Origin of the sequence: Paenibacillus sp. FSL R5-0749 (assembly GCF_038595085.1) — a bacterium.
Taxonomy (GTDB): domain Bacteria; phylum Bacillota; class Bacilli; order Paenibacillales; family Paenibacillaceae; genus Paenibacillus.
In genome coordinates this window covers 1,385,335-1,410,602 of the sequence record NZ_CP152005.1, presented here as the reverse complement: position 1 = coordinate 1,410,602, position 25,268 = coordinate 1,385,335, and the positions used below count along the sequence as shown (strand labels likewise).

Sequence of the window (25,268 nt, the reverse complement as noted above, 5' to 3'; positions counted from 1 at the left end):
AAATGTCCACCCTCGGAAGTTCTTCCGCTGATTCATCCCTTCACTCCCGAGATGGCAACCGATTCAATAATCTGTTTTTGGAAGATCAGGAAGATGATCAACACTGGTAACAGAGCTACGATGGACGCCGCCATAATAAGTGGGTAATCGGTTTGAATCGCATACGTGGCATTGAAATTCGCTATAACGAGCTGTAACGTCTGCTTCTCCGGTGAGTTCAGATAGATAATTGGTGCCAGATAATCATTCCAGATGCCCATGAACCAGAGAATCAACTGTGCAGCGATCGCCGGTTTGATCAGTGGAAACGTAATGCTGGAGTACAGCCGGAAATAGGAGCTTCCATCGATTTTGGCTGCCTCAATAATCGCATCAGGCACACTAAGTAGATATTGGCGCAGGAAGAAAATCATGATGACGTTACCGAAAAGGCCTGGAACGATCAGTGGAAGCAGCGTATCCACCCAGCCCAGCTTCGCAAACATGATGAATTGCGGGATCATGACGGTCGGATAAGGAATCATCATGGATGCCAGCAATGCGAGGAACAATTTATTTTTGTGCGGGAATCTTAATTTGGCAAAAGCAAAGGCAGCGATACTGGACGTAAACGTACCCACCACCGTTACACTCACCGCAACGATGAGGCTGTTTTTGATCCCGCTGAGCAGCGGCCCTGCTTCCCAGATTTCTTTATACTTTCCAAACTGGAATACTTCAGGTATCCATACAGGCGGAAGCGCGAACACATCCTGCTTCTCCTTCAATGACGTGGACAACATCCAGATCAGTGGTGCAATCATCGCAATTGCACCAATCGCGAGTACGATAAAAATGATCGAATTCGTTAACTTCCTCTTTTGACTGTAAGACATCTCCGGTTCACTCCTTTCCTTGACAATCAATCCCCATCATAGGCTGATTTTTCGTTCATTTTGAATTGCACAAGGGTAATGACAAAAATGAAAATACCCAGAATCATGGCCATCGCTGAGGCATAACCCATCTGCAAGTTACTGAAGGCCTTCTGCCAGATGTAGAAAACGATTGATGCCGAAGAATATTCAGGACCACCCGTAGGTGTCATAATGTTCATCTCGGTGAATATCTGGGAACCGCCAATGATATTCGTAACGATCAGGAAAAAGGTAACCGGCTTCACCATCGGCCAGGTGATATTGCGGAAGATTTGGAATCCATTCGCTCCATCCAGCTCTGCCGCCTCGTAATATGTACGTGATACACTTTGCAGTGCTGCCAGGTACAATAACATCGTGTATCCCAAGCCTTTCCACACCGTCATAATAATCAGAGCGGGTTTGACCGTATCTTTGTTCGCGAGCCAGTTAGGGCCTTTAATCCCAAACAGGTCAAGGAACTGGTTCACCAGACCGTAATCTCCGTTGTACGCCCAGTTCCACATGATGGACACGGCAGCGAGTGAGGAAATAACCGGAATGTAGTAGATCACTCGGAATGTCGTTGTGCCCGGGATTTTACGATTCAGCCCCATTGCCAGCAATAGCGCCAACAACAGACCAATCGGGATACCAAGCATCAGGAAAAATGTGTTAAACATCGCTTTGTAAAAGAGGTCATCCGTGAGCAAATCCTTGAAGTTGGCCAGACCAATAAAATTCATCTGTCCCAGTCCGTCCCAATCCGTAAAGGAACCATATAGGGAGTAGAGGAACGGGAACATGACAAAGATCAGCAATCCAAGAATCGGAGGTAAAATAAACAGATATCCGTACAGCATCTCTTTGCGATACAAACTCGATTTCGTAATCACGGCGTTCACCCCTGTTTCTAGTATCAGCATGTGGCATTCTTCGATTGAACCTTGCCGATCAACGAATGCCACATGCCCGTATGGAACTCCACAAATTCCAACACGAATGATGCCAGCAGCATGATTGCACTCTGCCGGCATCGCTCTACCTATCTACTATTTCTGTGATTTCTTTTCTTGTTCAACTGCTTTATCGAGCAGCTTCTGCATTTTCGGCTGTTGCTGCTTCACATAGTCTGCGGCTGTAATCTTGCCATCCAATACCGGCTGGATGTCCGTGAAGAACAGATCATACCACTCCGCATTGTATGTGTAATTGCCTGGCAGAGCCCGACCGTAATCCTCAACGATATCAATGAATTCCTGTTTATTGGCTGGTTTCGTGGATGTATCTTTGGCCCACTCGTCTGCCATATCAAGCAAGTTTGGAATCTGTACCTTGGCATCCACCAGTTGCTGCATGCCTTCCTTCGAAGCCGTAAGGTAGTTCACCAATGCAGCAGCTTCTTCCGGATGTTTCGTTTTCGCGGATACCCCGATTCCGAGAGATCCAATCCACGTTGCCGATTTGCCAGTAGATCCCGCAGGGAATGGCAGCAAATCATAATCGAAAGGCAGTTTCTCAAATGTACTCATATCCCATGGTCCAACAGGGAAGAAAGCCATCTCACCTTTCATCCAGCGTTGGTACGTATCCAATGTTTGCGCTTCCTCAATGGAAGGTGTGATTTTGTATTTGTTTTGCATATCCGCGAAGAATTGCAGCGCTTCCGCGAATTTCGGATCATCAATCGTTACTTTTGTTTTAGTCTCATCCAACCAATCGCCGCCATTGCTCCATACAAAGGATTGCAGTGCCCACTGTACGTTGAAGCCAGTACCATACACATCGGGTTTTCCGTCCCCATTAGTATCCTTGGTCGCTTGCTGGTTTACTTTAATGAACTCTTCCCATGTATATGGTTTATCCTTGTCAGGGAAGGGAATGCCTTCTTTTTCAAACAAAGTTTTGTTGTATCCCAGTGCAAATGGCCCCAGATCCTTCGGCATACCGTAGATGTCGCCTTGTCCTGACATTTGGCCATCATAACGGTACAAGTCCACACCGTATTTCCAGATATTATCCAGATCAACATCCGGGTTATTTTCAACATACGGTGTAAGATTCATCAGTACATTACTGTTCACATACGCTTTCACATCGCCCGGATTGATGTAGAATACATCAGGCAAGCTGTTGCCTGTAATTGCCGCTCTCAGCTTGGTTGCATATTGATCCGCAGCCGTTACAATGATTTTGACTTTCACACCCGGATGATCTTCTTCGAATTTCTTGACCACCGCCTGGTATGCTTTCTGCTCGTCCGTACCACCGCGGAACATAAACGTTAACTCCTTGTCCCCATTTGAAGCGCTACTTCCTCCTCCGCAGCCCGCAAGTACCAGTGCACTTACTAGCATTAGAAGCATAAATGTGACCCAATTCTTTTTCTTTACCATCTGAACCCCTCCTGATCTGGACTTGTAACCGTATTCAATTGGATGAAATAAGATTTCTGTTGTTAAATTTATCAAATCCAGATCACTTTAGTCAACACTTTTATAAAACATTTTATATTTATATAAAATAAATCAATACATAGGCCAGCCACTGGCATCCCAAAGCAAGTCATTAATCAGCAATTTCGGATTGCCATTATCCTCTGCATCATAGGCATGTCTTGCGATGACATTACCGTTGTACACGTCCTGACCACCTGGACCTTTCCATTTCACATTGCCTGTATCCAATATCGTACCGCCACCATTCAACATATTGACTCCGTTTTTGTCCACATAAGGGCCTGTTATGCTGGTCGAACGTCCATAGACCATTTTGTAGGTACTGTTCACTCCTTGGCAGCAAGAATCGATGGAGGCAAACAGGTAATAATAGCCGCCACGGTATACAACACTTGGTCCTTCAATAGCACCTCCGTTATTCGGGCGCGCAGCAATGGATGTTATGCTGCCTGTCGGTTTCATCGTATTTTTGTCCAGCTTGACAATCTTCAAACCGCTCCAGAAAGAACCGAATGCCAGCCATGGATTGCCTGAAGCATCAATGACCAGATTCGGATCAATCGCATTATAATTATTGGCGGTCGTTGTCTGAAGCACCATCCCTTCGTCCTTCCATTGCCCTGCACCGATACTGTTCGCGGACGCGAGACCAATCGCAGACCGATTAGAACCAAAGGTGGAGATTGAATAATAGAGCCACACTTTTCCGTTATACTGCTCTACGTCCGGTGCCCATACATCCAATCCACTCTGCCCCGGAACCGCAGAAGCCCACCAGGATGGCTTACTCAGGAAGATTTGCGGAACCCGATACCAGGACGATCCATTATCCGATTTCAATACCTGAATGCCTGGCCCCGTTGAGAAGGTGTACCAGGAGCTGCCCTCTTTGATAATCGATGGATCATGAACAGCGATATCTCCGGTCAGATTCCAAAATGCTGCAAAAGCCCGTGATTGACCTGCAAGCAGCAACACTAAGACAAGCAATGCGGGTAATGCCCAACGATTCCTTTTGAACTTTTGTACCGTCTTCAACTTATCCAAACCTAACTCCACCTTTCAAATGGTTAATTTGGTTCATGATGTATTGAATCAATTTAGGTATAATAGGATTATAAAAGCGGTTACATTACATTTCAATGGTATATTTCAAATATACATGAACTGATTAACACTTATTTTAACCGTAATAGTGAACAAAAAGTGGATTACATTTTCATATTTGCGCTATACAGAAGGGTTTTGGCTTCTATTTCTCTGCCCTTCCCTTCCATGAGGGAATGATTTATAATTATCTGAAATAAAACATATAAATGTGCAAATGTCTGCATTGAAAAGAGACTTTGTTCAGAACGGGGAAAGGAATCCACCTATGATTTATATTAAAGATCTGATGTCGGGTGTGAATATCTTCAAAGCGCTCAGTTCAGAAATCCGGATTCAGATCATCGAGCTACTGGCCAAGAACCAAAGTCTTAATCTCAATGATCTCGCAACCAAACTGGGGCTGAGCAATGGCGCTATCACAATGCATATCAAAAAGCTTGAGGAGAGCGGATTGATCGAGATCAATACCGCCGTGGGCAAACATGGCATTCAGAAGATATGTTATCTCAATGAGGAAAAATTGATGGTTGATCTGCGTTCACAGGAAATAAATAATCGATACGAGGTTGAAATTCAGGTAGGCCACTACAGCGATTATCAAGCTGCACCTACATGCGGCCTTGCTACCCGGGACAGCATTGTTGGAGAGTTCGATGATCCGCGTTACTTTGCTGATCCACTGCGGATTGATGCGGAGATGATCTGGCTGGCTGAAGGTTACTTGGAGTATCGTATCCCTAACTACCTCAAGCCCAATCAGTTGTTTAGCGAAATTCAGCTATCCATGGAGCTGGGGTCGGAGGCACCTGGTTTTTGCGACAATTACCCTTCGGATATCTATTTCTACATCAATGGTATTGAGATTGGCTGCTGGACGAGTCCAGGCGATTTCGGCAATACACGCGGTACCTTTAACCCGGAATGGTGGCCTCCCCACTTGAATCAGTACGGCATGCTGAAGCTGATCCGGATTACGCAAGAGGGCAGCTATATCGACGGATGCCGCATCTCGGACGTAACGCTGGACCAGATTGGGTTGGATTACAAGAGCGATATTCACTTCCGCATTGCGGTTACGGACGGACCTTTGAACAAACGGGGCTTAACGATCTTTGGTAAAAACTTTGGTAACTACGGACAGAATCTGCTCGCTCGGGTTCTCTATAACGTGCAGGAAGAGTAGAGCCCACTCTACTCTAAACGTTGGAATAATAGCTCAACCAAACTTCTAAAATAACTGTTCCATACAACAACAACAATCTGTCTTCGAAAAGGGTGCTATCCAGCACTCTTTTTTTCATCTCGGCTAAGAACTTATTCAACCGAACTGGAATAAACCCACTGGATGATATGACTTTTACGAACCCTTTGTATTCATCCATTGTGTTCATCATGTCGTGATATAATATAGGCCTGTAATGACAAAATGGAATAACGGGCGGGGATATTTCTTGAAATTGGAGCGATTAATCTCAATCATATACAAACTGCTGAACCACGAAGTGTTGTCTGCTTCCACCTTGGCAGAAGAGTTTCAGGTGTCCCCGAGAACGATCTATCGGGATATTGATGTAATCTGTGCAGCCGGCTTCCCCGTCATTTCCCATCAGGGACTCAAGGGCGGCTACGGCATGATGGACGGATATAAAATGGATAAAAGCTTGCTTGGTTCATATGATGTGGATTCTCTGATTACGGTTTTTAGCAGTCTCTCCACGGTCTTTGAGGATGCACGTGCACAGGGCACAATTGAACGTCTGCAAACGATTGGACCGGAGCATCAGACCTCAAGTCTATCTGTGGATCTGGAGACTCGCCGAACGGAGCCTGATGCCCTTCCTCATCTGCGTACAGGGATTACGAAGCATCAGGTTGTACGTTTTGACTACATCAATACGAAAAATGAACACACCCCTCGCCATCTGGAGCCGGTAAGACTCCAGTTCAAATACCGTAATTGGTATGTATATGGATTTTGCCAGACACGGCAGGATTATCGCGAGTTCCGACTGTCCCGGATGATGAATGTGGCCCTGACATCGGAACACTTTCAACCACATCTTGAACTTCCTCAGGCGGAGGTTGTGTCCGATCCATCCTGGCAAGATCAAGTAAGTGATGTGGTATTTCGGGTGAACCCGGAAGCGCTAGCAGAAGCCATGGATCATTTTCAACAGGCAGATAAGCAATTTCACGAGGATGGCAGTATGACGATGCGCATCTCGGTTCATCAACCGTTACAAGCCAAGTGGTTATGGTCGTTTCTGCTTAGTTTGGGAAGTGGCGCTGAGGTGCTTGAACCGATTGAATTACGAGGTATTCTGAAAGAACAGCTTCGAGACGCACTTAAACTCTATGAAGAAGTATGACACGCTGTTGTCATACTTCTTTTTTTATAATCATTTTAGTAAGTAACCACATTCCTCGCCAAATTAAAGGAGACGATCATTCATGAATCATCCGGAACAAATGTATAACTACAACGCATGGGCTAATCAAACCATCCTGAACAGAATTAAAGAACTCCCCTCTTCTGTACTAAGTCAGGAAGTGAACAGTTCATTTCCAACCATCGCCCATGCTCTCAGCCATATCTATGCAGTGGATAAGATGTGGTATCTGGTGTTAACGGGCACCGGTATGCCCGAGGCACTCCAGGCATGCATGCCTCTCAATGGTGAAATTCATGGTTCAATAGATGAGTACATGCAAATGTTTGCCGATCTGTCGGCACAATATAGCGAATGGCTCCAAGGCCAAACCAATCTGGAACACACCGTACTGCTCGATAATCCATTTGCCGGCGTCCGCGAAACCCGCTTATCGGAAATGGTATTTCATCTGGTAAATCACGGGACCTACCACCGAGGTAATGTGTCTACCATGCTCCGTCAATTGGGGCATGCTTCCGTCATGAACGACTATTCTCTCTTCTGGTATCAAGAACCGGCTCAAGTATAGACAACGATGCGATGGAAAATGTACATTGTATCCCCGTGACATCGAGGGAAGAATTGAGAAGTTGGTTGCAGGAGCATGGAAAAGTCCAGAAATCTTGCTGGGTCATGGTTAGCTTGAAACCCACTCCGGATACTCTGCTGTATTTGGACGTGGTTGAGGAAGCGTTGTGCTTTGGCTGGATCGATGGAGTCAAAAAGAAACTATCCGATACTCAATTAGCACAGAGATTGTCGCCTAGAAGCAAACGCAGCTCATGGACTGAATTGAACAAGGAACGTGTCCGCCGTCTTGAAAAGTTAGGCCTCATGCATGACGAGGGTAGACAGGTACTACCTGTTATGGACCCAAATGCTTTCATTATGGATGGTGTGATCGAACAAAGGTTGAAAGAGAACCCGCAGGTTTATGCGAATTTCGCGGCATTCCCTGCCCTGTATCGAAACGTTCGAATCGATACGATTCAAAGTGTTAAACAGCAGCCCGCCTTATTCCAGAGCAGATTGGATAAATTCATAACCAACACGAAGGAAAATAAAATGTACGGTCAATGGCATGACAATGGACGGCTATTGGACTATTAAGATGCCTTGAAAATACGAAAGCAGGACCTCCTCGTAGGATGGTCCTGCTTGTTTTTTTGCATTTATACGTTGGCGAATCTCGGCCCAGACTCTCTGTTCACCTCTCCCCGCTCACACATCATATTCATTCGGGTGTTAATGATTCTGCCTGTATGTTTTGGGAGACTTACCAAAGGTCTTCTTGAACTGGCGGGTGAAATAATTACTGTCGTTAAATCCACATTCATACGAAATTTCCGTAATGGACATATTCCCGTTTTTCAACAAATGGCATGCCTTCTCCAGACGTAACTTCTGCAGATAAGAGATCGGGGTCATCTGATAATAGGATCGGAAAATCCGATTCAGATGCCTTATGGAGATATTCGACTTCCCCGCAATATCCTCCAACGACAGCGGCTCAAGATAATGATCTTCAATAAATGAAATGGCATTGGCCAGATGCATGAGATTATTACCTTCGATCCCTTTCTCCTGCGTATCATATTGTCTCGACAAATAAACAACCATCTCCGTAAGACGTGAGATCAACATGGTCTGATACCCTTGCTGTTTACTCTGATACTCCTCAATCATGAACGATATCAGTGATTCCACATACTCCAGACTGGAAATGGATAACGAAAGTTTACTCGGAAATGAATGAATATTACGATAAAACGGTTCCAAAACAAATAGCGCCTGGAAGCCGTTTGATTTTCTCAGATCGGGCCCGGCCGAAGCAAGCATCTCGGGACTGAACATAATATTACAGATCCTAAAATCATAAGGGTCTTTATAAGCGTGATGGGTGTCGCCATTAATTACAAATACGTTCCCCTTTTTGATAAAAAACTCCTCGGTGTTCACCACATGGGTTGCATGACCACTCAGAACAATGACAAGTTCCGTAAAATCCACATGATTATGAAGCTCCATGTCTTGGTCGTGTCCACCATACTGAATGAAAAATGGAAACTGCTGATCCGAAGTAAACCATCTCAAATATGCATTACTCAAAAGCATTCCCCTCCGCAAGCCATGTTGGGTTGAATGTCTATATCATGCTATTCGAGGACCGAAAAATCAAGGTTGGAAATGATTGAAGACGATATAATTCCCCTTGTAGCAAGGATACAGCTCAAACGCCCAGGTCCATATTACACTTTCGACATGAATAGGAGCATAACATGATGAAATATACCAATCCTGTAATTCCGGGGTTTTATCCGGATCCAAGTATCTGCCGTGTAGATGAAGACTATTATCTGGTAACCAGCACCTTTGAATATTTCCCTGGCGTGCCCATCTTCCATAGCAAAGACCTTGTGAACTGGCGACAGATCGGCCATGTCCTCACAACAACGGAGCAGCTCCCTTTAGCAAACGCAGGCAGCTCTGGCGGCATTTTTGCCCCAACACTGCGGTACCATGATGGCTGGTTCTATATGACAACAACCAATGTCAGCGGCGGCGGAAATTTTTATGTACGTAGTACCCAACCCGAAGGACCATGGTCTGCTCCGATTTTTGTTGATCAGGGGGGCATCGATCCCTCTTTTCTCTTCGATGAAGATGGACGAGTGTATTTTCAAACTGCTTGCAACGGTGATGAAGGCGAGGGCATCTATCAGTGCGAAATAGACCTTAAGACCGGAACGAGACTGTCAGATAGCCGACTAATCTGGACCGGAACCGGAGGAGCAGCCCCCGAAGCTCCCCACATGTATAAAATAAACGGCCTCTACTATCTGATGATCGCTGAAGGCGGAACCGAGTATGGCCATATGGAGACCATTGCTCGAAGCACAGGGCCATACGGACCATATGATCCATGTCCTCGTAATCCGATTCTCTCCAATCGGAGCATGAAATCCAGCATCCACGCAACCGGTCATGCAGACCTTGTCCAGATCCAGGATGGAAGCTGGTGGGCTGTATTTCTTGGCATTCGTCCAGCGGGTTACCCCATGCGGCACCATCTGGGACGCGAAACGTTCCTGGCACCCGTCACGTGGACGGATAACGGTTGGCCGATGATCGGTGTTGACGGACATATCGAGCAGGAGATGACGGGGCCTTTGCTAACTGAGCACCTTTGGTCGGATGAGCCTATCCGGGATGATTTTGACGAAGCATCATTAGGCTTGAACTGGATTTTCTTGCGTAACCCGGCTCCGGGTAGTTGGACTCTCACAGAAAATCCAGGACGGCTCATCTTGCGTGGTCATTCGGTTTCACTTGATGAGGGTAGAAATCCAGCCTTTATTGGGCGTCGATTGAGCCATTTCTTATGTAATATGGCGACCGAGCTATATTATGAGCCGCGTATGAACGGTGAGGAAGCCGGATTAACTGTATTTATGAATCATAAATACCATTATGATTTGGCTGTAACTCGGATTGACGGTCAGAAGAAAATCGTATTGCGGCGAACCGTCGGCTCTATGCGAACCGAACAGGTGCTTGATAGTGACAAAGGGCCAGTTGTATTACAAATCAAGGCTGACCGTAATCACTTTACGTTTCTCTATCAGCAGGGTTCATCCGATGCCATTGAAGTGGGTTTAGGAGAAACACATCTGTTATCTACCGAAGTGGCGAGTGGTTTCACAGGTGTAATGATAGCCATGTACGCTTATGCTCCATCAGAGGAGTGTACACCTGCAAGTTTCGATTGGTTTGACTATGAACCGCTGGATGAATAATCGTTTTAACTCCTATATTCAGTAATAGAAAATATAATATATGATCAGCTAAAGTTATCCCCTTAAAGTAGATACTCTTACCAAAGCCTTATGTGGTAGCATAAGGAAATGAGTAAACTTTGAGGGGATTTTGCTATCTGTATATTTTTCTCGAGGATTGCTCTGAAATATATAAAAGAACCATTGCTTTATTAGAGAAGTTCTCCTAGTATTTTTAGAAGGAACACCCCAGCAGCTCCCATTTTGGCAATACCTTCACTGCCCATATGAGAGCGCTATCGCTGCAGCACGAAAGAAAACGGGAGGTTGCAGATATGAAATGGAATCACTTCAAGTCCAAGCTTCTGCTTAAGTACACACTATCCTATATCTCCATCTTCCTTATTCCTCTTGTTATCCTAACCATCATTATTTATCACAATGCTGTGGACACGCTCCGTTCAGAGATTGAACAGACCAATGTTAATCAGCTCACTCAAGCCAAAACGGTCATTGATGATCGCATGAAGGAATTACAGGACATCGCCTTTCGCATCGCCTATGATGAGCAGTTAACGCGGTATTGGACCCACCATCCCTACTATAGCCGGGAATCCATTAACGCATTGGTCAAATACAAAGCCACCAGTTCCATTATCGATGAGTTATTCCTGTTTTTCCGCGGAGATGATAACATCTACTCTTCTCAAGGCTCGGAGAATCTGGATGTATTCACGGCCCGCTACAAATTTAATACCTGGAACCAAACGGACATGATCCGGGATTTGAATAACGTCCCGTTCCCCACGATACGACCAGCCGAGCAGGTCGTCCAAGGAACCCGAATCCCCAATTCCATGCTGGCCTACCTTGTACCGATTGCACCTAACAATATGCCCGCCCACGGAACCGTCATGTACCTGATTCACGAGTCCAATCTGACAGGCTTAATTGATTCCATCCTGAGTGATTATCACGGGATGACTTATATTTTCGATAATTACGGGCAAGTACTGGCAGCCAATTACAAAGGAGAAATCATATCCGAACAGGAAGTCAGCGCTCTGTTTTCACTTGAACCCGGTACGCACAGCATCTCCTTAAATCAAGAACCCCATTCGGTTGTATCCGTTAAATCGGATGCGGGTTGGACCTATGTCACCGCTATGCCAAGCAACCAGTTTTTCAGCCGAATTGTCCATATTCGCACCTTTATTATCCTTGTATTCTCGTTTGTGGTGACGATGGGCACGATCCTTGCCATCATGTTGGCCCGAAGACAATACCATCCCATTTCAGACTTAATGGAGTTCATTCGGTTGAAAAATGCTCCTGATACTTCTGCAACCACCAACGAGCTGGAATGGATCAAGAAAACACTGCATGATTATAGTCAGCGCGTAGATCTTCAAGAGCCCTATGCGCGCAATCATATTTTACTCATGTTGTTGAAGCACGGTCACACCGGAGATTTCCCTGCTGAATTTACGGATAAGCTTGGCATACACTTCAACCGATCCCATTATTTTGTCATGACCATGGGCTGGGAGATGCATGCTTTGCGTATTGGGGATGACCCCGAGCAGCCTACGGTCATGCAGCTGATGAACGATGTGGAGCTGCCGGAGTTGTCTGCATATGCTTACGGTGTGGAGTTGCCACAGGCAGACCAATTGGCCCTTATCGTGGGATTCGATGCCGAAATTGGGCATGAAGCTAGTCTCAATGCCCGTATGGAGCCTATTGTTGAAAAACTGCAATGGATGGTAGCAGAACACACCGGGGTCGCGCCCGCAATCGGGATAGGCAATCGATACACTTATCCGAAACAACTGAATCAGTCCTACATCGAGGCATCGACCGCTCTGGAAGCATCGATGCTGCACGGACAGGGAAGCAGTACATACTTTAACAACCTTTCCGGTTCCGCTGTGCAGAATTCTTCCTTCTGGGTCCCTAAGGATGTGTTATTGAAGCTGGTCCAGAGCTTAAAACAGGGCAGCTATGATGTGGCGGTTCAGATGGTTTCGACCGCGTTGAACAATTTGAAAACTGAAATGCCATCTGTACCGCTACTGCGTTGCATCTGCTTTGATATCCTGAATACTATGCTCAAAACCGCCTCGGAGCTTGGAATCCATCATGTGGTTGATCAACTTCCAAGGATCACGTCCTATGACTCATTGGAGGATCTGGAGAAGAAGCTGACAGGCCTTGCCGCTGAAATCTGCGCTCATGTCGAGGCGAAGAGTGAGACGGAAGAAAGCTCCCTGATGGATGAAATCGTTGCTTATATTGATGCCAATTACTCGGATTATGACCTCAGTCTGGGTACGATCTCATCAAAATTTACAATCTCTTCATCCTATTTCAGTCGTTCTTTCAAAGAAAAGATCGGCATGAATTTCACCCAATATATCTGGCAAAAACGGGTGGATGAGGTCATTCGGCTACTGCTGCATACAACCGATCCGTTAAAGGATATCATCACCCGCGTCGGTTATCTGGACACACCAAACTTCATCCGCAAATTCAAGAAAGAAACAGGTTATACCCCAGGGCAATACCGTAAAATGCACCGTCCCAACGGCTCTGCCGATTCCCCAGATGATGATGACGAGGAGTGTATTGGATAAATGGAGATATCACCTCTGTGACGCAGTGCGTGATTCATTAGACCAAAATAATGCAAACAAGGGGCCGTTCCATAAGTCATGCTCTTGACTTATGGAACGGCCCCTTCGTATGTTTTTAGTCCATATACATAATCTGATCCGCCTGCTCAGACTTACTTATCCTATTTTCCAGCCGGAAAATAATGAAGTCCTTGATGCAGTGCACCCAGCAAACGGTGGGTCGGATCACAGCCGTACTCCCAGAACATGATGCCGGCCAGACCTTGATCCTTTACGTAATCACATTTGCATTGGATCGATTCTTCATCATCATACGATATGAGACTGGACCCATTGAACAGAAACGGTGCACAGGCTTCCTCATCCCAATAACGGGTATAACCATTCTTGTTGATGTACTTCGCTTCCAGTTCGGCAAAGGATGGGCCGTAGCCGCCTGTGCTGCCAGCCATTTGATGAAGCCCGTGGTTTCGATCAGGAACCTCATTCCAGATCCGGGAATAGAACGCAGCTCCGATCACAATCTTCTCCTTCGGGACACCAGCGCGAACAAACAGGGCCACGGAAGCATCCGTACTAATTCGAAACAGATCTCCTGTTGGCGTGTACAGATTCGTATGGTGTCCGGTCAGAACCTGAAAACCGCCGCGCATATCATAGGTCATCAACTGCACGTAATCCAGGTACTGCTGCACCTCGGCCATCTCTGTGCCATCAACGTAGTATTGATCAGCCCCTGCCGCAATGGTGAGCAGATAATGACGGCCATCCGCTTCTCCCTTGGCACTCAGTGCCTCCCGCATCGTCTTGAGAAGTAAGGTAAAATTCCGTTTATCATCAGGGCTGGATGCAATACCGGCTTCACCATAACAAGGATACTCCCAATCCAGATCGATCCCGTCAAAAGGATATTCCTCCAGCACCCTAACCGCCGATGCTGCCATGCTTTCCCTTCCTGACTGGGTTGAGGCGGCTTCGGAAAAACCGCCCGCACTCCATCCGCCTACAGACAACAGTACCGTAAGATTCGGATGATCCCGCTTCATGTTCCGGATCACATGGCCATTTTTTAAATGCTCGGTGGTGATCATATCATTCTTAACATGTCCGAAGGCTACGTTCAGATGTGTTAACTTCAATAGATCCTCGTGTGTCATGTCAGGAAGAACAGAATCCACGGCATAACCTGCAGCAATATAATTCGTCACCCTCTTCACTCCGTCCCCTTCAATGATTGTGTTATCGCAGCAGCAACCTGCAGGGCTTCCTTCCCTGTACCGATCTTGTACCCGGAAGCCGAATAGCGAATCTGATACTGAGTATCCAGCACGAACAGATGTGGATAGCCCGCTTCGTAAGCAGCAGACTTCGAAATGAAACCGGACAAGGAAGCATAACTGGAATCTCGTACAAAAACCGTGCGTACAGGGAGCTTTGGATAACCAACAGGGTCAAAGGAAGCGTTCCATTCCATGATTCCGGTCACAAGCACGATGGGTATGCCCAGCTTATCCAGCGGTTCTGCCAGCTCGCACAGTTCACGGATCAGATGTTTCGTCGGTTCCCGCTCCGGTTCAATCCAGGCCGCGATGGCGCCCTCCGATCCCAGAAGTTCCTCCAGCTCCACCTCTGAACCATTCAGATGGGTCAGTATACTTCCTGGTGCAAGTTTACCCAGTACAGGAATATCAACCTCAATCTCGCGATAAGTTAACACAACCTCAGTTGTATCTCCGGCATTCACGGTAAAGTACACGAAGCGTACGTTTACCGTTCCATCTTTTAGACGAATGCCTGTCGTTAAGCGATAAGCGCCCGGTTCAACCTCATATGGCTCGCTATAGACATCCGTACTGCCATAAGGATATATCAGTGTCTTATAGATACCATCTTCCAGACGGGCAAACGAGAAGTTCTCAAAATAAGATGCTGCAGGGGTATCCTGCGTAGACTTTGGATCTCTACAAAGTTGGAGCTTTCCCCAGGTTGTACTTCCCTGAGTTGGAGGTAAGGTGAGACTAAACACCACATCCTCCCATCCTCTATCGCATAGATACTGTGGTTTCTGAGCGCTCGGATGTAATCGGGCCGGAATACCCAAACTGCGACATACCGCCACAAACAGTATATCCAGCGACTGAGCGTCTCCCTTCATTAGACTAAACGTTCCAATCGGATTCCCTTTGCCTTTTAGATTAGGAAGATCGTCATAGTATTCATATTGCTGTTCCAGCATTCGGACAAGTGTCGAGGGATTCTCCCTGAACGCTGCTGTCTCATCTGCCGAAAATGCATTCTGGAATACACTTCGATAAGGGACCAGCATCTCATAGGAGATCCGCGGACAGAGGATGTATCTCACAAACGTATCTTCCGCCCATGATCCTTGCTGCGAGAGCGCACCAATCAGATGATCGTGCAGCGTCTGGCGAGAGGTATCAATTAAATCTTTTTCATTCATCGACTCCAGCAGACGAAGCGGCCACTCACCGTATACATTGGAGCATTCCTCTATGAAAGCTGCAATTTCACGACTGTTGCCTCGTGCCTTCTGGAGAATATCCCACACCCGCACCTGGGGTAGTCCAACCGAATGAGCCAGTGAGACGGCCTCCTCTTGCCTCAAGAAAGTATCCTCATACTCGCTTCGGGTCTGTGCTCCTTCCTCCAGACGACGATTATGAATCTGAATCTGCTCTTCCGATAACGCAACCGTGTTCTCTCCATCCCCTTCTGGAGGAGGAACCATATCAAAGTCCACGCTCCCTGCCGGCTGCTCTGACGAATCCAGCACAAGCTCTACATGGTCGTTCCCCTGAGCATTGCATAGAATCTCACTCCACTTGCCGCCGCTGACCGCACGAATGAACAGATCACCATAGCCTGTCTTTAAGGTCGCTTCCCCTTGTGCGTCCGTCCTCACTTCGGCAATCGGATAGAATTCAGCTGCATTGTACAACTCAAAGCGAACGCTGGCACCGGATACGGGTTCTCCCTGCTCATTGTTCACTTTCACACGAATGGTGCGCGTCGGTGCATAGTTCTCAAGCAAATTAATTTCCGTAAATCCCTTATCGGAGAGCGTTATATCCTCCGGTCCGGGATAGTCGGCATAGATCCTCGTATTAATCAGCATGGCCCTGCGGGCTGGCGGGCTGAACCACCCTTGGTTCAGGCGGGCTTCCGGCTCGCAAGCCCCGATGTAATACCATTGGCCATCTGCCCAGGCTTCCACCCAGGCATGATTACTGTCACAGTGAGCCCAGCGCGGTGTGTACACCTGACGGGCAGGGATGCCGATGCTGCGAAGAGCAGCCACCGCCAGCGTGGATTCTTCGCCGCAGCGACCACGAGCATTTCGGATCATCGTCAGCGGTGATATCGTACGCAGATCACTGCCAATATAGGTCGCTTTCTCATGACACCAGTAATTGGTCTCCAGAATGGCATCTGCCATGGATAACTTCGCTGTCCGCTCGGCTAATTCGTCATAGATCAAACCGCGGAAATCTTCAATATTTTCCGTATTTATCCGATAAGGCAGCACAAAATGAAGGAACAGATGATCCGGAACGCGATCTCCCCAAGGCACACGTTTACGGGTGTCCAAAGCGTGGCGCACATGGCTCAAGAACAAGTCCCCGTTATAATCAGCCATGTCGTTTACCGGCATATAGGCATAGATATATTTCAATGCCCATGCCTCTTCTTGCGTTAGCTCCTGCTGAAAAATATCAAACAACTCCGATTGGCGGGCCTCTGCAAACTGCACCTTCTCTTGGAACTTCTCCTCGATCCTCGCCAAAGACTGTGCATCAAGGGAAAATATCAAGGTTTGACTGGTCATTATGTTCTCACTCCTTCCACAGCTTTCCGTCTTCCCGAATACAGATCAAGGCCGTGCCGTTCGAAGAAGGCGCAGTAATCTGAAACAGGCTGCGCGTCGTTTCAATTACAGGCTCACAACTCCACGAATCCTCACCCATAAGCAACTTCATATCTTGGGTAAATTCGCCATGGGTTTCATAATAATTGCGTTCACGGTAATAGAGCTTGCGAAGCTCCCATTTGATTCGTTCGTCTTCCGGCAACGCAAACGACTCATCCGTTCCGTCATTCGAGAATACAACATACCCCCATAACTCCGGGTAGTGCATGTTAATAATGCCCATAGGTGACCACACCCAGTTGTCCTCCGGATAAGGGTTGCCCGTATCCGGGTTCAGCACCTTGCGGTACTCACCGCCCTGTACCTCGGTCTGCCACTCCACACGTGAGAAGTTGACACGCCAGAATTCACCTGGTGCAGGTGGACGGTTTCCTTCGGCACATTCCTTTAGACTGGTCCAGGGAATCGCGACTTCCACACTCCATTTCCGGTTATCCGCCCCAGGATTGTTCAGTTCTCCATCGATATATACGGCCGTCTTGAGACCGCTGATATCCCAACCGTTAACCGGTGGCCCACCATCCCGATAAGGCTTCACCAATAACAGATCCCATACCGTATTGAGCGCATTGATCTCGAACTCATAATATTGATGGGAATCCCCGTCAGGATCGATAAAAATCTCGAAGTCATTATCATAGAAAATAACGGAATCACGCTCAGTCAAGGTAGCCCATATCTGATCTTCCATCAGCTCGGCAGCAAAGTAGAAATAGTCGTCATCCCACAGCATCTTTACCCGAGTCTGTTTCTCTGGCTTTGGACGAAGATCACCTTCGATATCAACGAAATCATCCGTCCAAGGGGCCGCCTCCCAAAATGCCTTATCCACACGGCCGTCTAACACCAACGGTTCTTGCGCACGCTTGCATATATAATGTTTGGGAGCATACTCAATCCTGGGCTCTGGCACTCCACTTCGGTTCATGTCACTCTCTCCAATTCGTAAGGGAGGGCATGCATCTATCGGCACACGCCCTCCCCGTAATGGTTAGTTATGGGTGACAACGGCTCCAGCGCCGCCGTACATTTCCAGCTCCTCATCGAATTCAAGCTTAAGAACGGTCACCTGTTCATGTGTGTCCTCCGGGGTCATCTTAATCCACGTTGTTCCCGGGATATTGAACCAAGGCACGCCCCCATGGATCTCATGATGAAGCTCTTTGCCTGAATGCAATACGGTAATCTTTTGGATCGGATTGCAGAGACCTTTGATGCACACATTCTCTTTTGGATCATCATACACAAACAGATACAACGTCTTTCGGTCCCCGGATACCGTGCTGCCCCCCAGATAATAGCGGGACATAATGCCTTCACCCGTTCCGAAGACAGCCTCCTCATGGGTTCGGATCCAAGCTCCCAGCCCAAGCAGAATATCCTCCTGCCTCTGATCGATGGTGCCATCTTCACGCGGACCAATATCCAGCAACATATTACCGCCCATCGAAATGCAATCACAGAACATCCGAATGATCTGATTCAGAGATTTATATTTATAATCAGTTGGTACATATCCCCAGGATGTGTTGATCGTGGTGCAGAATTCCCAAGGTCCCTCCGGTCTTGTAATCGGAATGCCCTGCTCAGGCGTTTTGTAATCCCCATACCCTTGAAGGCGGGAGTTGATGATGATTTCCGGGTTGAAGGAGTGCAGGTAATGCTTGAACTCCGGCAGATTCCACTGCTGTGCACTCCGTTCCCAATCCCCATCAAACCATAGCAGATCCACCTTTCCGTAATTCGTTAAAATCTCTCCCAGTTGATGGTTATTGAATTGCAGGAACTTCTGCCACTTTTCCTGATCCTGAACGCCGTCCACCGGACTTGAATACGGGTTGACATCGCTGAGATCGTCCGGCACCTTTTCCCCTTCATACACGCTAGGATAATCCGGGTGTGACCAATCAATGAGCGAGTAATACATCCCCAGATGAATCCCTTTCTCACGGATCGCTTCCGCATACTCCTTCACGATGTCCCTATTCGCCGGTGTCTGTTTGACGACATTCAGATCACTATATTGCGTATCCCATAATGCAACGCCATCATGATGCTTCGTTGTCAGTACCGCATACCGGGCTCCAGACTTCTCAATCAGGTCCGCCCACTTCTCTGCGTTGAATGCCGAAGCCGTAAACCCATTCAGTTGCTTCATATATTCATCGTAGGACATCCTGCCGTTATAGAAGGACCAAGACTCCGCAACCCCGTCTACCGCATAGATGCCGTAGTGGATGAATATCCCCAGCTTGGCTTCTTCAAACCATTTTTGCATATCTGTTCACACCTCCCCCGAGCATTGTGATATACGAAAAATATGAAAATCACTGAAGCTTGCGGTTATCTTCCTCCCTCCCTGGGAAATATGTTGGATCGACAGACTTTTTTTATTGTCCGGAATTCCAGCGGTCGTATGCTCCCTGATACAGTTCAATGATACGGTCACTGCCCATTTTCTTCATCTGTGCAATGTACTTATCCCAGTTCTCAAGGGGTTCCTGACCCGTCACAAACTTTGCTTCCATCTGCTTGACGTACGTATCCAGGTCAGACAATAGAGCGGTGGCTTCGCTTTGCTCTTCATTTGTCAGATAAACGTTAGGAAATGGTGCTTTACCAATAGGTACCAACTTCTCTTGATTCTGCTGGTCAATCCACTCATCAAATTCGGTGCGAAGACCCTTCGCTACTTCGGGATCATTAATCCCCGGTGTCAAGATACCAAAGTTCGGCGTGATTTTACCGCGGTATTCCTCACGATCCCCACCCCCAGGAACGGGCAGCCACTCTTTTACGTGATTTTCCTTGTCTTTGAATTGCCATAACACACCTTCCGGACCTTGATTGAACAGAGTCGCACCTTCATAGCTGTACAAGTAATCGATCCATCGCATCGTCGCCTCAGGCGACGGGTTGCTGCTCGTAATCGCAAAGGTACCGCGAGCTGACATACCCGGGTGTTTGCCGTATACCGGAGAGTCTGCCACTTCGCTCTTCACCGGTGTCATTAGCGGATGATCCGTGCTAGGTTCGCCGCCAAGTGTGAAATATGGATGGTAATCGTTGAACAGTGCAAGTCTGTTGCTTACACCTTTGGCTTTTTTCTGATCGCCTGTCTGAGAGAAGGTCTCATGATCCAGCAGGTCTTCCTTCCACAAGCGATTCATGAATGTCAGATACCCTTTGTAACCTTCTTCTTGATAAGGGTAGTGAACTTTTCCATCCTTATCGGAATAGATGCCTTCGTTGTACATTCCCCAGAAGCCGAAGAAAAACATGCGAAGATCATCCAGTTTTACAGAAGTCAGCGGAATTTCATCTTGCTGGCCATTGCCATTCGGATCTTCTTCTTTGACACGCTTGAGATACGTATACAATTCTTCCGTGGTCTTGGGCTCTTCTACGTTAAGCGCCTTTAGGAATTCCCCGTTGTACCACATTGGGCCTCTATACCACACGGCGGCTTTATCAATGAATGGGAGGGCATACATATGTCCATCAGGTGTTGTAAATGATTTGCGGACATCCGGGTTCTCATCGAGAATCTTTTTGATATTCGGGGCGTAACCTTCGTCAATGTATTTCTCCAACGGGATCAGGATGCCCTGGCTGCCATATGTCACCTGCTCGGCTGGCTTGAGGTCCGCAGCATAGAACATATCCGGCAAGTCTCCGCTCGCAAATACCAGATTTTTTTTCGTTTCAAAGCTGTCGATCGGTGAAAGCTGGTATTCCAGCTTGATGCCCGACAGTTTCTCCATTTCTTGCAGCACAGGCATCGTGCTCCAGTCGGCTACGCCGGCATCCTGGGACATGACCTTCAAGGTTAACGTTTTGTCTACAATGGGAAAGCCTTCTTTTTTGACTCCCTCAATTGTGGAGGTCGTGCTTCCGTCTTCATTGGTTGAACCACAAGCTGCAAGCAATGTTGCGAATAAGGTGAGACAGAGTGTAATGGATGAAGCCTTGCGAAGCTTTTTCATGACAACAACTCCCCTTGTTTAATGTGGTATATGGATTAAGATCAGCCCTTAACGGAACCGATCATAACACCCTGGACAAAGTAACGCTGAAGGAATGGATACACTGCAATGACAGGAAGGGTCGCAACAATAATGACAGCATATTTAACCAGTGCAGCAATCTCCGCTTTGGTATTCATCGCCGTTGCTGAAGAGGTATCAATGGCTCCTCCCCCTTGAGCTGCCATTTCCTGAAGCACGAGAATCTGCCGCAGAAAGAGCTGCAACGGATACTTGGAAGAATCATTTAGATAGATCATGGCGCTGAAATAGCTGTTCCAGTGTCCGACTCCATAAAAGAGTGCCATCACTGCAATGATTGGCATGGAGAGCGGAAGCACAATCTTGATGAACAACCGGGTGTTGGTACACCCATCAATATGCGCCGCTTCCTGCAGCTCCTTGGGAATCGTCGATTGGAAGAACGTACGACATACGATAATATTCCAGATGGATGCAGCTCCAGGCAGAATAAGTGCCCACATGCTGTTCACCATACCAAGATCCTTGACCAGCAGGTAACTTGGGACAAGCCCTCCGCCGAAGAACATCGTTACCATAAACATCGCCATGAAGAATCCGCGCCCCACAAAATCCGAGCGGCTGAGCGCATAGGCTGCTGGTAACGTGACAATCAGGTTGACGATGGTACCTACGACAGTGTAGATGATTGTATTTTTGTACCCGATCCAGATGTTGGTGTTCTCAAACACTCGGGCATAGCCCTCAAATGTAATTCCTTTCGGAAGTAACCACATCTCCCCGGAGCTTACGTATTTGGGATCACTAATTGAGGCACTGATGATGTATAGTAGCGGATACAACACAATCACGAGCGCCACTGTCAGATAGATGTAATTGCACACTAAGAACACCTTATCGCTTCTGCTTTCTTTCACTGCGGATGACATGTGTATTCCCTCCTTTTACCACAGGCTGTTTTCACTGGTACGACGTGCGATCTGATTCACGGTAATAAGCAGAATCGCATTAACTACGGAGTTGAACAATCCCACCGCCGTGGAGAAACTGTACTGTGCATCCACCAGACCCGACCGATAGACGAAGGTGGAGATGACATCGGACGAGCCCATGTTCAGCGGATTTTGCAGCAGCAGGATTTTCTCGAATCCGACGCCCAAAATACTGCCCATATTTAGAATTAACAAGATGGTGATCGTAGGAATGATGGCTGGTATGTTAATATGTAAAATCCGTTTAAACCGGCTCGCACCATCCACCACAGCCGCTTCATGCAGTTGCGGGTCTACGCCAGATAGGGCAGCAAGGTAAATGATCGTGCCCCAGCCTGCGCTTTGCCAGACTCCGGACAGTACGTACACTGTTTTGAACCACGCAGGGTCCGTCAGGAATTGAGGTGCCTGAAATCCAAGGGCTTCCACCAAATTGACAATCATGCCTGATGAGGGAGACAAAAAGGTAATGATCATGCCCGACATCACAACGACCGAAATAAAATGCGGTGCATACGTGACGGTCTGCACAGTACGCTTGAAGAAGGAATCCTTCACTTCATTGAACGCTAACGCCAGAATGATCGGCAGTGGAAAACCTATAGCCAACTCATATAAGCTGATGCTAAGTGTATTCCATAGCAAATCCCAGAAATAATAAGAATTGAAGAAACGGATGAAATGATCGAATCCGACCCATGGGCTTCCCGTGACACCAAGCGTTGGAATAAAATTTTTGAATGCAATTTGTATGCCGTACATCGGACCATAATGGAATATCAGAAAGTATAGAAAGGCTGGCGCGATAAACAGATACAACTCCCAGTTTCGAATCATCCTTCTCCCTAATTTATTTTTCTTACTGCTCGGATTGGTGTATACCGATAGGTTTTGCGACAAGGTGGACTTCCCATCTGGTTGCATCAGTTGTTTCCTCCTTTTTTGGTAACGCTTACATACCGAGTTTATGGTTCATTTCCCCATCCGTAAATATGCCATTTCAACCTTTCCATATAAAATCACCGAATATACTGTTACAACAGGGGTTTACACTTATGTTGCCAGCTTGTCATTGTCATTTTGGGGAAGTAAAACATGTAGAATTTGACCGGTTTCCCTCCTTAAGTGTCATTTAGGATTCCGTCACATGAACCTGGAAAGATGTCAGATCTTAAATGAGGTTAGAAAACAGGCATTAAAGTCAAAACCCACATATACGATCAGATACCGTGTTCATGTTTACAAGCATCATGCAGAATGTGGAGGTTTACAGATGTTACCGATGCGAAATTATGTAATATTACCTATCATACATCTATCGCATTTTACAAGCCCGTCATTGCTTGCTTTTATTCTATATTTCTCCTGTCTCTTTCGTATATATGTTGTTTTTATCTTTGCGTGCAGGATATAAAAATGCTTATAAACATTGAGTTTCCGAAGTCATATGTGTAGATTTTGCACAAGGTTTGCACGCTTAGACCCATAGATATTTGGGAAAATACTATTTAAAAATCACCGATTTCATAACATGAATTGGCCTTATAACCCAAGCAGTTATCCATTCAATTGATTTAAATGTAATATTATTTTTCTTTAAATGTAATATAAGTGAACATATAAGAACTTTTTTACGTTTGAAGTCAAATAAAAAAACCACTCTCCATATACGTATGGAGAGTGGTTTCCAGGATACAATTCGTTTATCCAGGATAGTTTATAGGGTTTGCAGTGAATTTACTTGCCTGAAGGTTGAGCTTCTGCCGTATATCCTGTTGGGATATCCGTTTCTGCAGTCACATTCGTGATAACCATCGGATACATCATGTCCGGGTCAGGTTGAATAATGGAATAGAGCACGATCGCGCGTCCATCCTTCTCCAGTTTCACATCATCAATCTTCAATCCATAACCAGGGTGTGGCATTTCAGCACTGAGTTTAACTTTGGTTGTTTTGTCATCAATCTTCGTTGTAGTCACTTCAGGTACGATCGCTTGTTGGCCTTCACCTGGATTGGTTGGAGCCGGCTCTGCTGAGCCGCCATTGCCGTGTTTATCCACGAATTCGAGTGCATTGAAGATCATGCTTGCAGCCTCCATACGGGTAAGCGACTGATCTGGACGGAAATTACCGTCCTTATCCAGTTCAATGATGTTCATGTTCAGCAAGTTCTGGACCGCAGATATGGCGTCCTTACCGATTTTATTTTCGTCCTTAACAAGATTATACTTCATGATGACTGGATAATTCCCGGTTGTGTTAATACCTTCATGAAGCAAAATAACAAATTGCTCGCGTGTCATTTTGCCCTGCGGGTTTACTTCTACCGGAATAGACAATCCATTTTGGGTAGCGGCCTGTACAGCATCCGCATACCATGTGTCCGGACTAATTTTATTCTGAGCGGCAGACGCCGCGTATGCATTTTTCAGACCAAATGCATTCACAATCAGTTGAACACCCTGTGGCTCGGACAATGCAAGATCTGGACGGAACAGATCCGCTGTTACTCCGTTAATAACACCTTTTGTTTTCAATGAATCCACAATCGACTTCTGACCCTCATCTTTCACATCTGAGAAAGCAAATACGGATGCACCTCCTGCTGTCAAAGAAACGCAGAGTGCAAGCGTTGCAGCCAATCCTTTTTTATGTTTCATTTCCTGGCACCTCCATATGATTAGTAAAGCCTATTTTTTACCTCTTCATTCCTACAGACGGGGTACCTATAGAAAATGTTTCAGTAATTTCGACATCTGGTGAATACAACACGGGAACACTGCATAGAACTTTTCTCCGCAGTCACTAATCCGATCCACCTGCCTGCTGCTAACTGACTTCGTTGACATCCCATCGGATTAGCGCAAAAATAAGAATAGAGAAATCCATCGGATGACGGATAAACAGCGAACCGGATCGCATACAGTAAGAGGGCACGACGCGCTAATAACAGGTGTCGGCCCTTTTCTTGACTCCACCCGCTGAACTGACTTCACCTATAACAAAAGGA

Annotated in this window: 19 protein-coding genes; 6 read left to right on the top strand and 13 right to left on the bottom strand. The window is 46.7% G+C overall.

The window, feature by feature from the left end:
• Window positions 1-32: 32 nt before the first annotated feature.
• The 4 genes from MKY85_RS06095 to MKY85_RS06080 all read right to left on the bottom strand — a co-directional run bounded on the left by MKY85_RS06095 (window position 33) and on the right by MKY85_RS06080 (window position 4,345).
• A complete protein-coding gene (locus tag MKY85_RS06095) occupies window positions 33-875 on the bottom strand; it encodes a carbohydrate ABC transporter permease (RefSeq protein WP_036611483.1) in 843 nt (280 codons plus the stop codon).
• 26 nt (window positions 876-901) lie between these two features.
• Entirely contained in the window at window positions 902-1,792 is an 891-nt protein-coding gene (locus MKY85_RS06090) for a sugar ABC transporter permease (RefSeq protein ID WP_036611613.1), read from the bottom strand.
• A gap of 156 nt (window positions 1,793-1,948) precedes the next feature.
• Complete coding sequence (locus tag MKY85_RS06085) at window positions 1,949-3,292, bottom strand: sugar ABC transporter substrate-binding protein (RefSeq protein WP_342572101.1); 1,344 nt, start codon at window positions 3,290-3,292, stop codon at window positions 1,949-1,951.
• Between the two features lie 132 nt (window positions 3,293-3,424).
• Window positions 3,425-4,345, bottom strand: a complete 921-nt coding sequence (locus tag MKY85_RS06080) for a glycoside hydrolase family 43 protein (protein WP_339242941.1) — start codon at window positions 4,343-4,345, stop codon at window positions 3,425-3,427.
• Window positions 4,346-4,730: 385 nt separating this feature from the next.
• Here MKY85_RS06080 and MKY85_RS06075 point away from each other — a divergent pair, with 385 nt between their 5' ends.
• The 4 genes from MKY85_RS06075 to MKY85_RS06060 all read left to right on the top strand — a co-directional run bounded on the left by MKY85_RS06075 (window position 4,731) and on the right by MKY85_RS06060 (window position 8,007).
• Complete coding sequence (locus MKY85_RS06075) at window positions 4,731-5,648, top strand: winged helix-turn-helix transcriptional regulator (protein WP_339240179.1); 918 nt, start codon at window positions 4,731-4,733, stop codon at window positions 5,646-5,648.
• 268 nt (window positions 5,649-5,916) lie between these two features.
• Window positions 5,917-6,834: a YafY family protein gene (locus MKY85_RS06070; RefSeq protein WP_342572100.1), complete on the top strand. Its 918-nt coding sequence runs from the start codon at window positions 5,917-5,919 to the stop codon at window positions 6,832-6,834.
• An 82-nt stretch (window positions 6,835-6,916) separates the two neighbouring features.
• A complete protein-coding gene (locus MKY85_RS06065) occupies window positions 6,917-7,426 on the top strand; it encodes a DinB family protein (RefSeq protein ID WP_342572099.1) in 510 nt (169 codons plus the stop codon).
• A gap of 11 nt (window positions 7,427-7,437) precedes the next feature.
• On the top strand, window positions 7,438-8,007 hold the full coding sequence (locus MKY85_RS06060; protein ID WP_342572098.1) for a YdeI/OmpD-associated family protein: 570 nt from the start codon (window positions 7,438-7,440) through the stop codon (window positions 8,005-8,007).
• A 135-nt stretch (window positions 8,008-8,142) separates the two neighbouring features.
• Here MKY85_RS06060 and MKY85_RS06055 read toward each other — a convergent pair whose 3' ends face one another.
• Complete coding sequence (locus MKY85_RS06055) at window positions 8,143-9,006, bottom strand: helix-turn-helix domain-containing protein (RefSeq protein WP_339259313.1); 864 nt, start codon at window positions 9,004-9,006, stop codon at window positions 8,143-8,145.
• Window positions 9,007-9,179: 173 nt separating this feature from the next.
• Between MKY85_RS06055 and MKY85_RS06050 the strand changes: the two genes are divergently transcribed.
• Together MKY85_RS06050 and MKY85_RS06045 are read left to right on the top strand one after the other, a co-directional pair.
• Entirely contained in the window at window positions 9,180-10,694 is a 1,515-nt protein-coding gene (locus MKY85_RS06050; RefSeq protein WP_342573284.1) for a glycoside hydrolase family 43 protein, read from the top strand.
• A gap of 314 nt (window positions 10,695-11,008) precedes the next feature.
• Window positions 11,009-13,309 carry a helix-turn-helix domain-containing protein gene (locus MKY85_RS06045; RefSeq protein ID WP_342572097.1) on the top strand — a complete coding sequence of 767 codons (2,301 nt, stop codon included), beginning with the start codon at window positions 11,009-11,011 and terminating at the stop codon, window positions 13,307-13,309.
• A gap of 161 nt (window positions 13,310-13,470) precedes the next feature.
• On the opposite strand, the gene MKY85_RS06040 is transcribed toward MKY85_RS06045, so the two are convergent.
• From MKY85_RS06040 to MKY85_RS06005, 8 genes are all read right to left on the bottom strand, one after another.
• Window positions 13,471-14,517, bottom strand: a complete 1,047-nt coding sequence (locus MKY85_RS06040) for a glycoside hydrolase family 18 protein (protein WP_342572096.1) — start codon at window positions 14,515-14,517, stop codon at window positions 13,471-13,473.
• A 5-nt stretch (window positions 14,518-14,522) separates the two neighbouring features.
• Window positions 14,523-17,156, bottom strand: a complete 2,634-nt coding sequence (locus MKY85_RS06035) for a transglutaminase domain-containing protein (protein ID WP_342572095.1) — start codon at window positions 17,154-17,156, stop codon at window positions 14,523-14,525.
• Window positions 17,157-17,163: 7 nt separating this feature from the next.
• The gene (locus MKY85_RS06030; protein ID WP_342572094.1) at window positions 17,164-18,186 is read right to left on the bottom strand and encodes a carbohydrate-binding family 9-like protein; all 1,023 of its coding nucleotides are present in this window, start codon (window positions 18,184-18,186) and stop codon (window positions 17,164-17,166) included.
• 63 nt (window positions 18,187-18,249) lie between these two features.
• Entirely contained in the window at window positions 18,250-19,536 is a 1,287-nt protein-coding gene (locus MKY85_RS06025) for an alpha-L-fucosidase (RefSeq protein WP_342572093.1), read from the bottom strand.
• 112 nt (window positions 19,537-19,648) lie between these two features.
• Window positions 19,649-21,244 (bottom strand): extracellular solute-binding protein, encoded by a 1,596-nt coding sequence (locus tag MKY85_RS06020; RefSeq protein WP_342572092.1) that lies wholly within the window; start codon window positions 21,242-21,244, stop codon window positions 19,649-19,651.
• Between the two features lie 41 nt (window positions 21,245-21,285).
• Window positions 21,286-22,194 carry a carbohydrate ABC transporter permease gene (locus MKY85_RS06015; RefSeq protein WP_105600785.1) on the bottom strand — a complete coding sequence of 303 codons (909 nt, stop codon included), beginning with the start codon at window positions 22,192-22,194 and terminating at the stop codon, window positions 21,286-21,288.
• 15 nt (window positions 22,195-22,209) lie between these two features.
• Window positions 22,210-23,181, bottom strand: coding sequence for an ABC transporter permease subunit (locus MKY85_RS06010; protein WP_339240163.1), 972 nt, complete (start codon window positions 23,179-23,181; stop codon window positions 22,210-22,212).
• 813 nt (window positions 23,182-23,994) lie between these two features.
• Window positions 23,995-24,918: an S-layer homology domain-containing protein gene (locus tag MKY85_RS06005; protein ID WP_342572091.1), complete on the bottom strand. Its 924-nt coding sequence runs from the start codon at window positions 24,916-24,918 to the stop codon at window positions 23,995-23,997.
• Window positions 24,919-25,268: the final 350 nt, after the last annotated feature.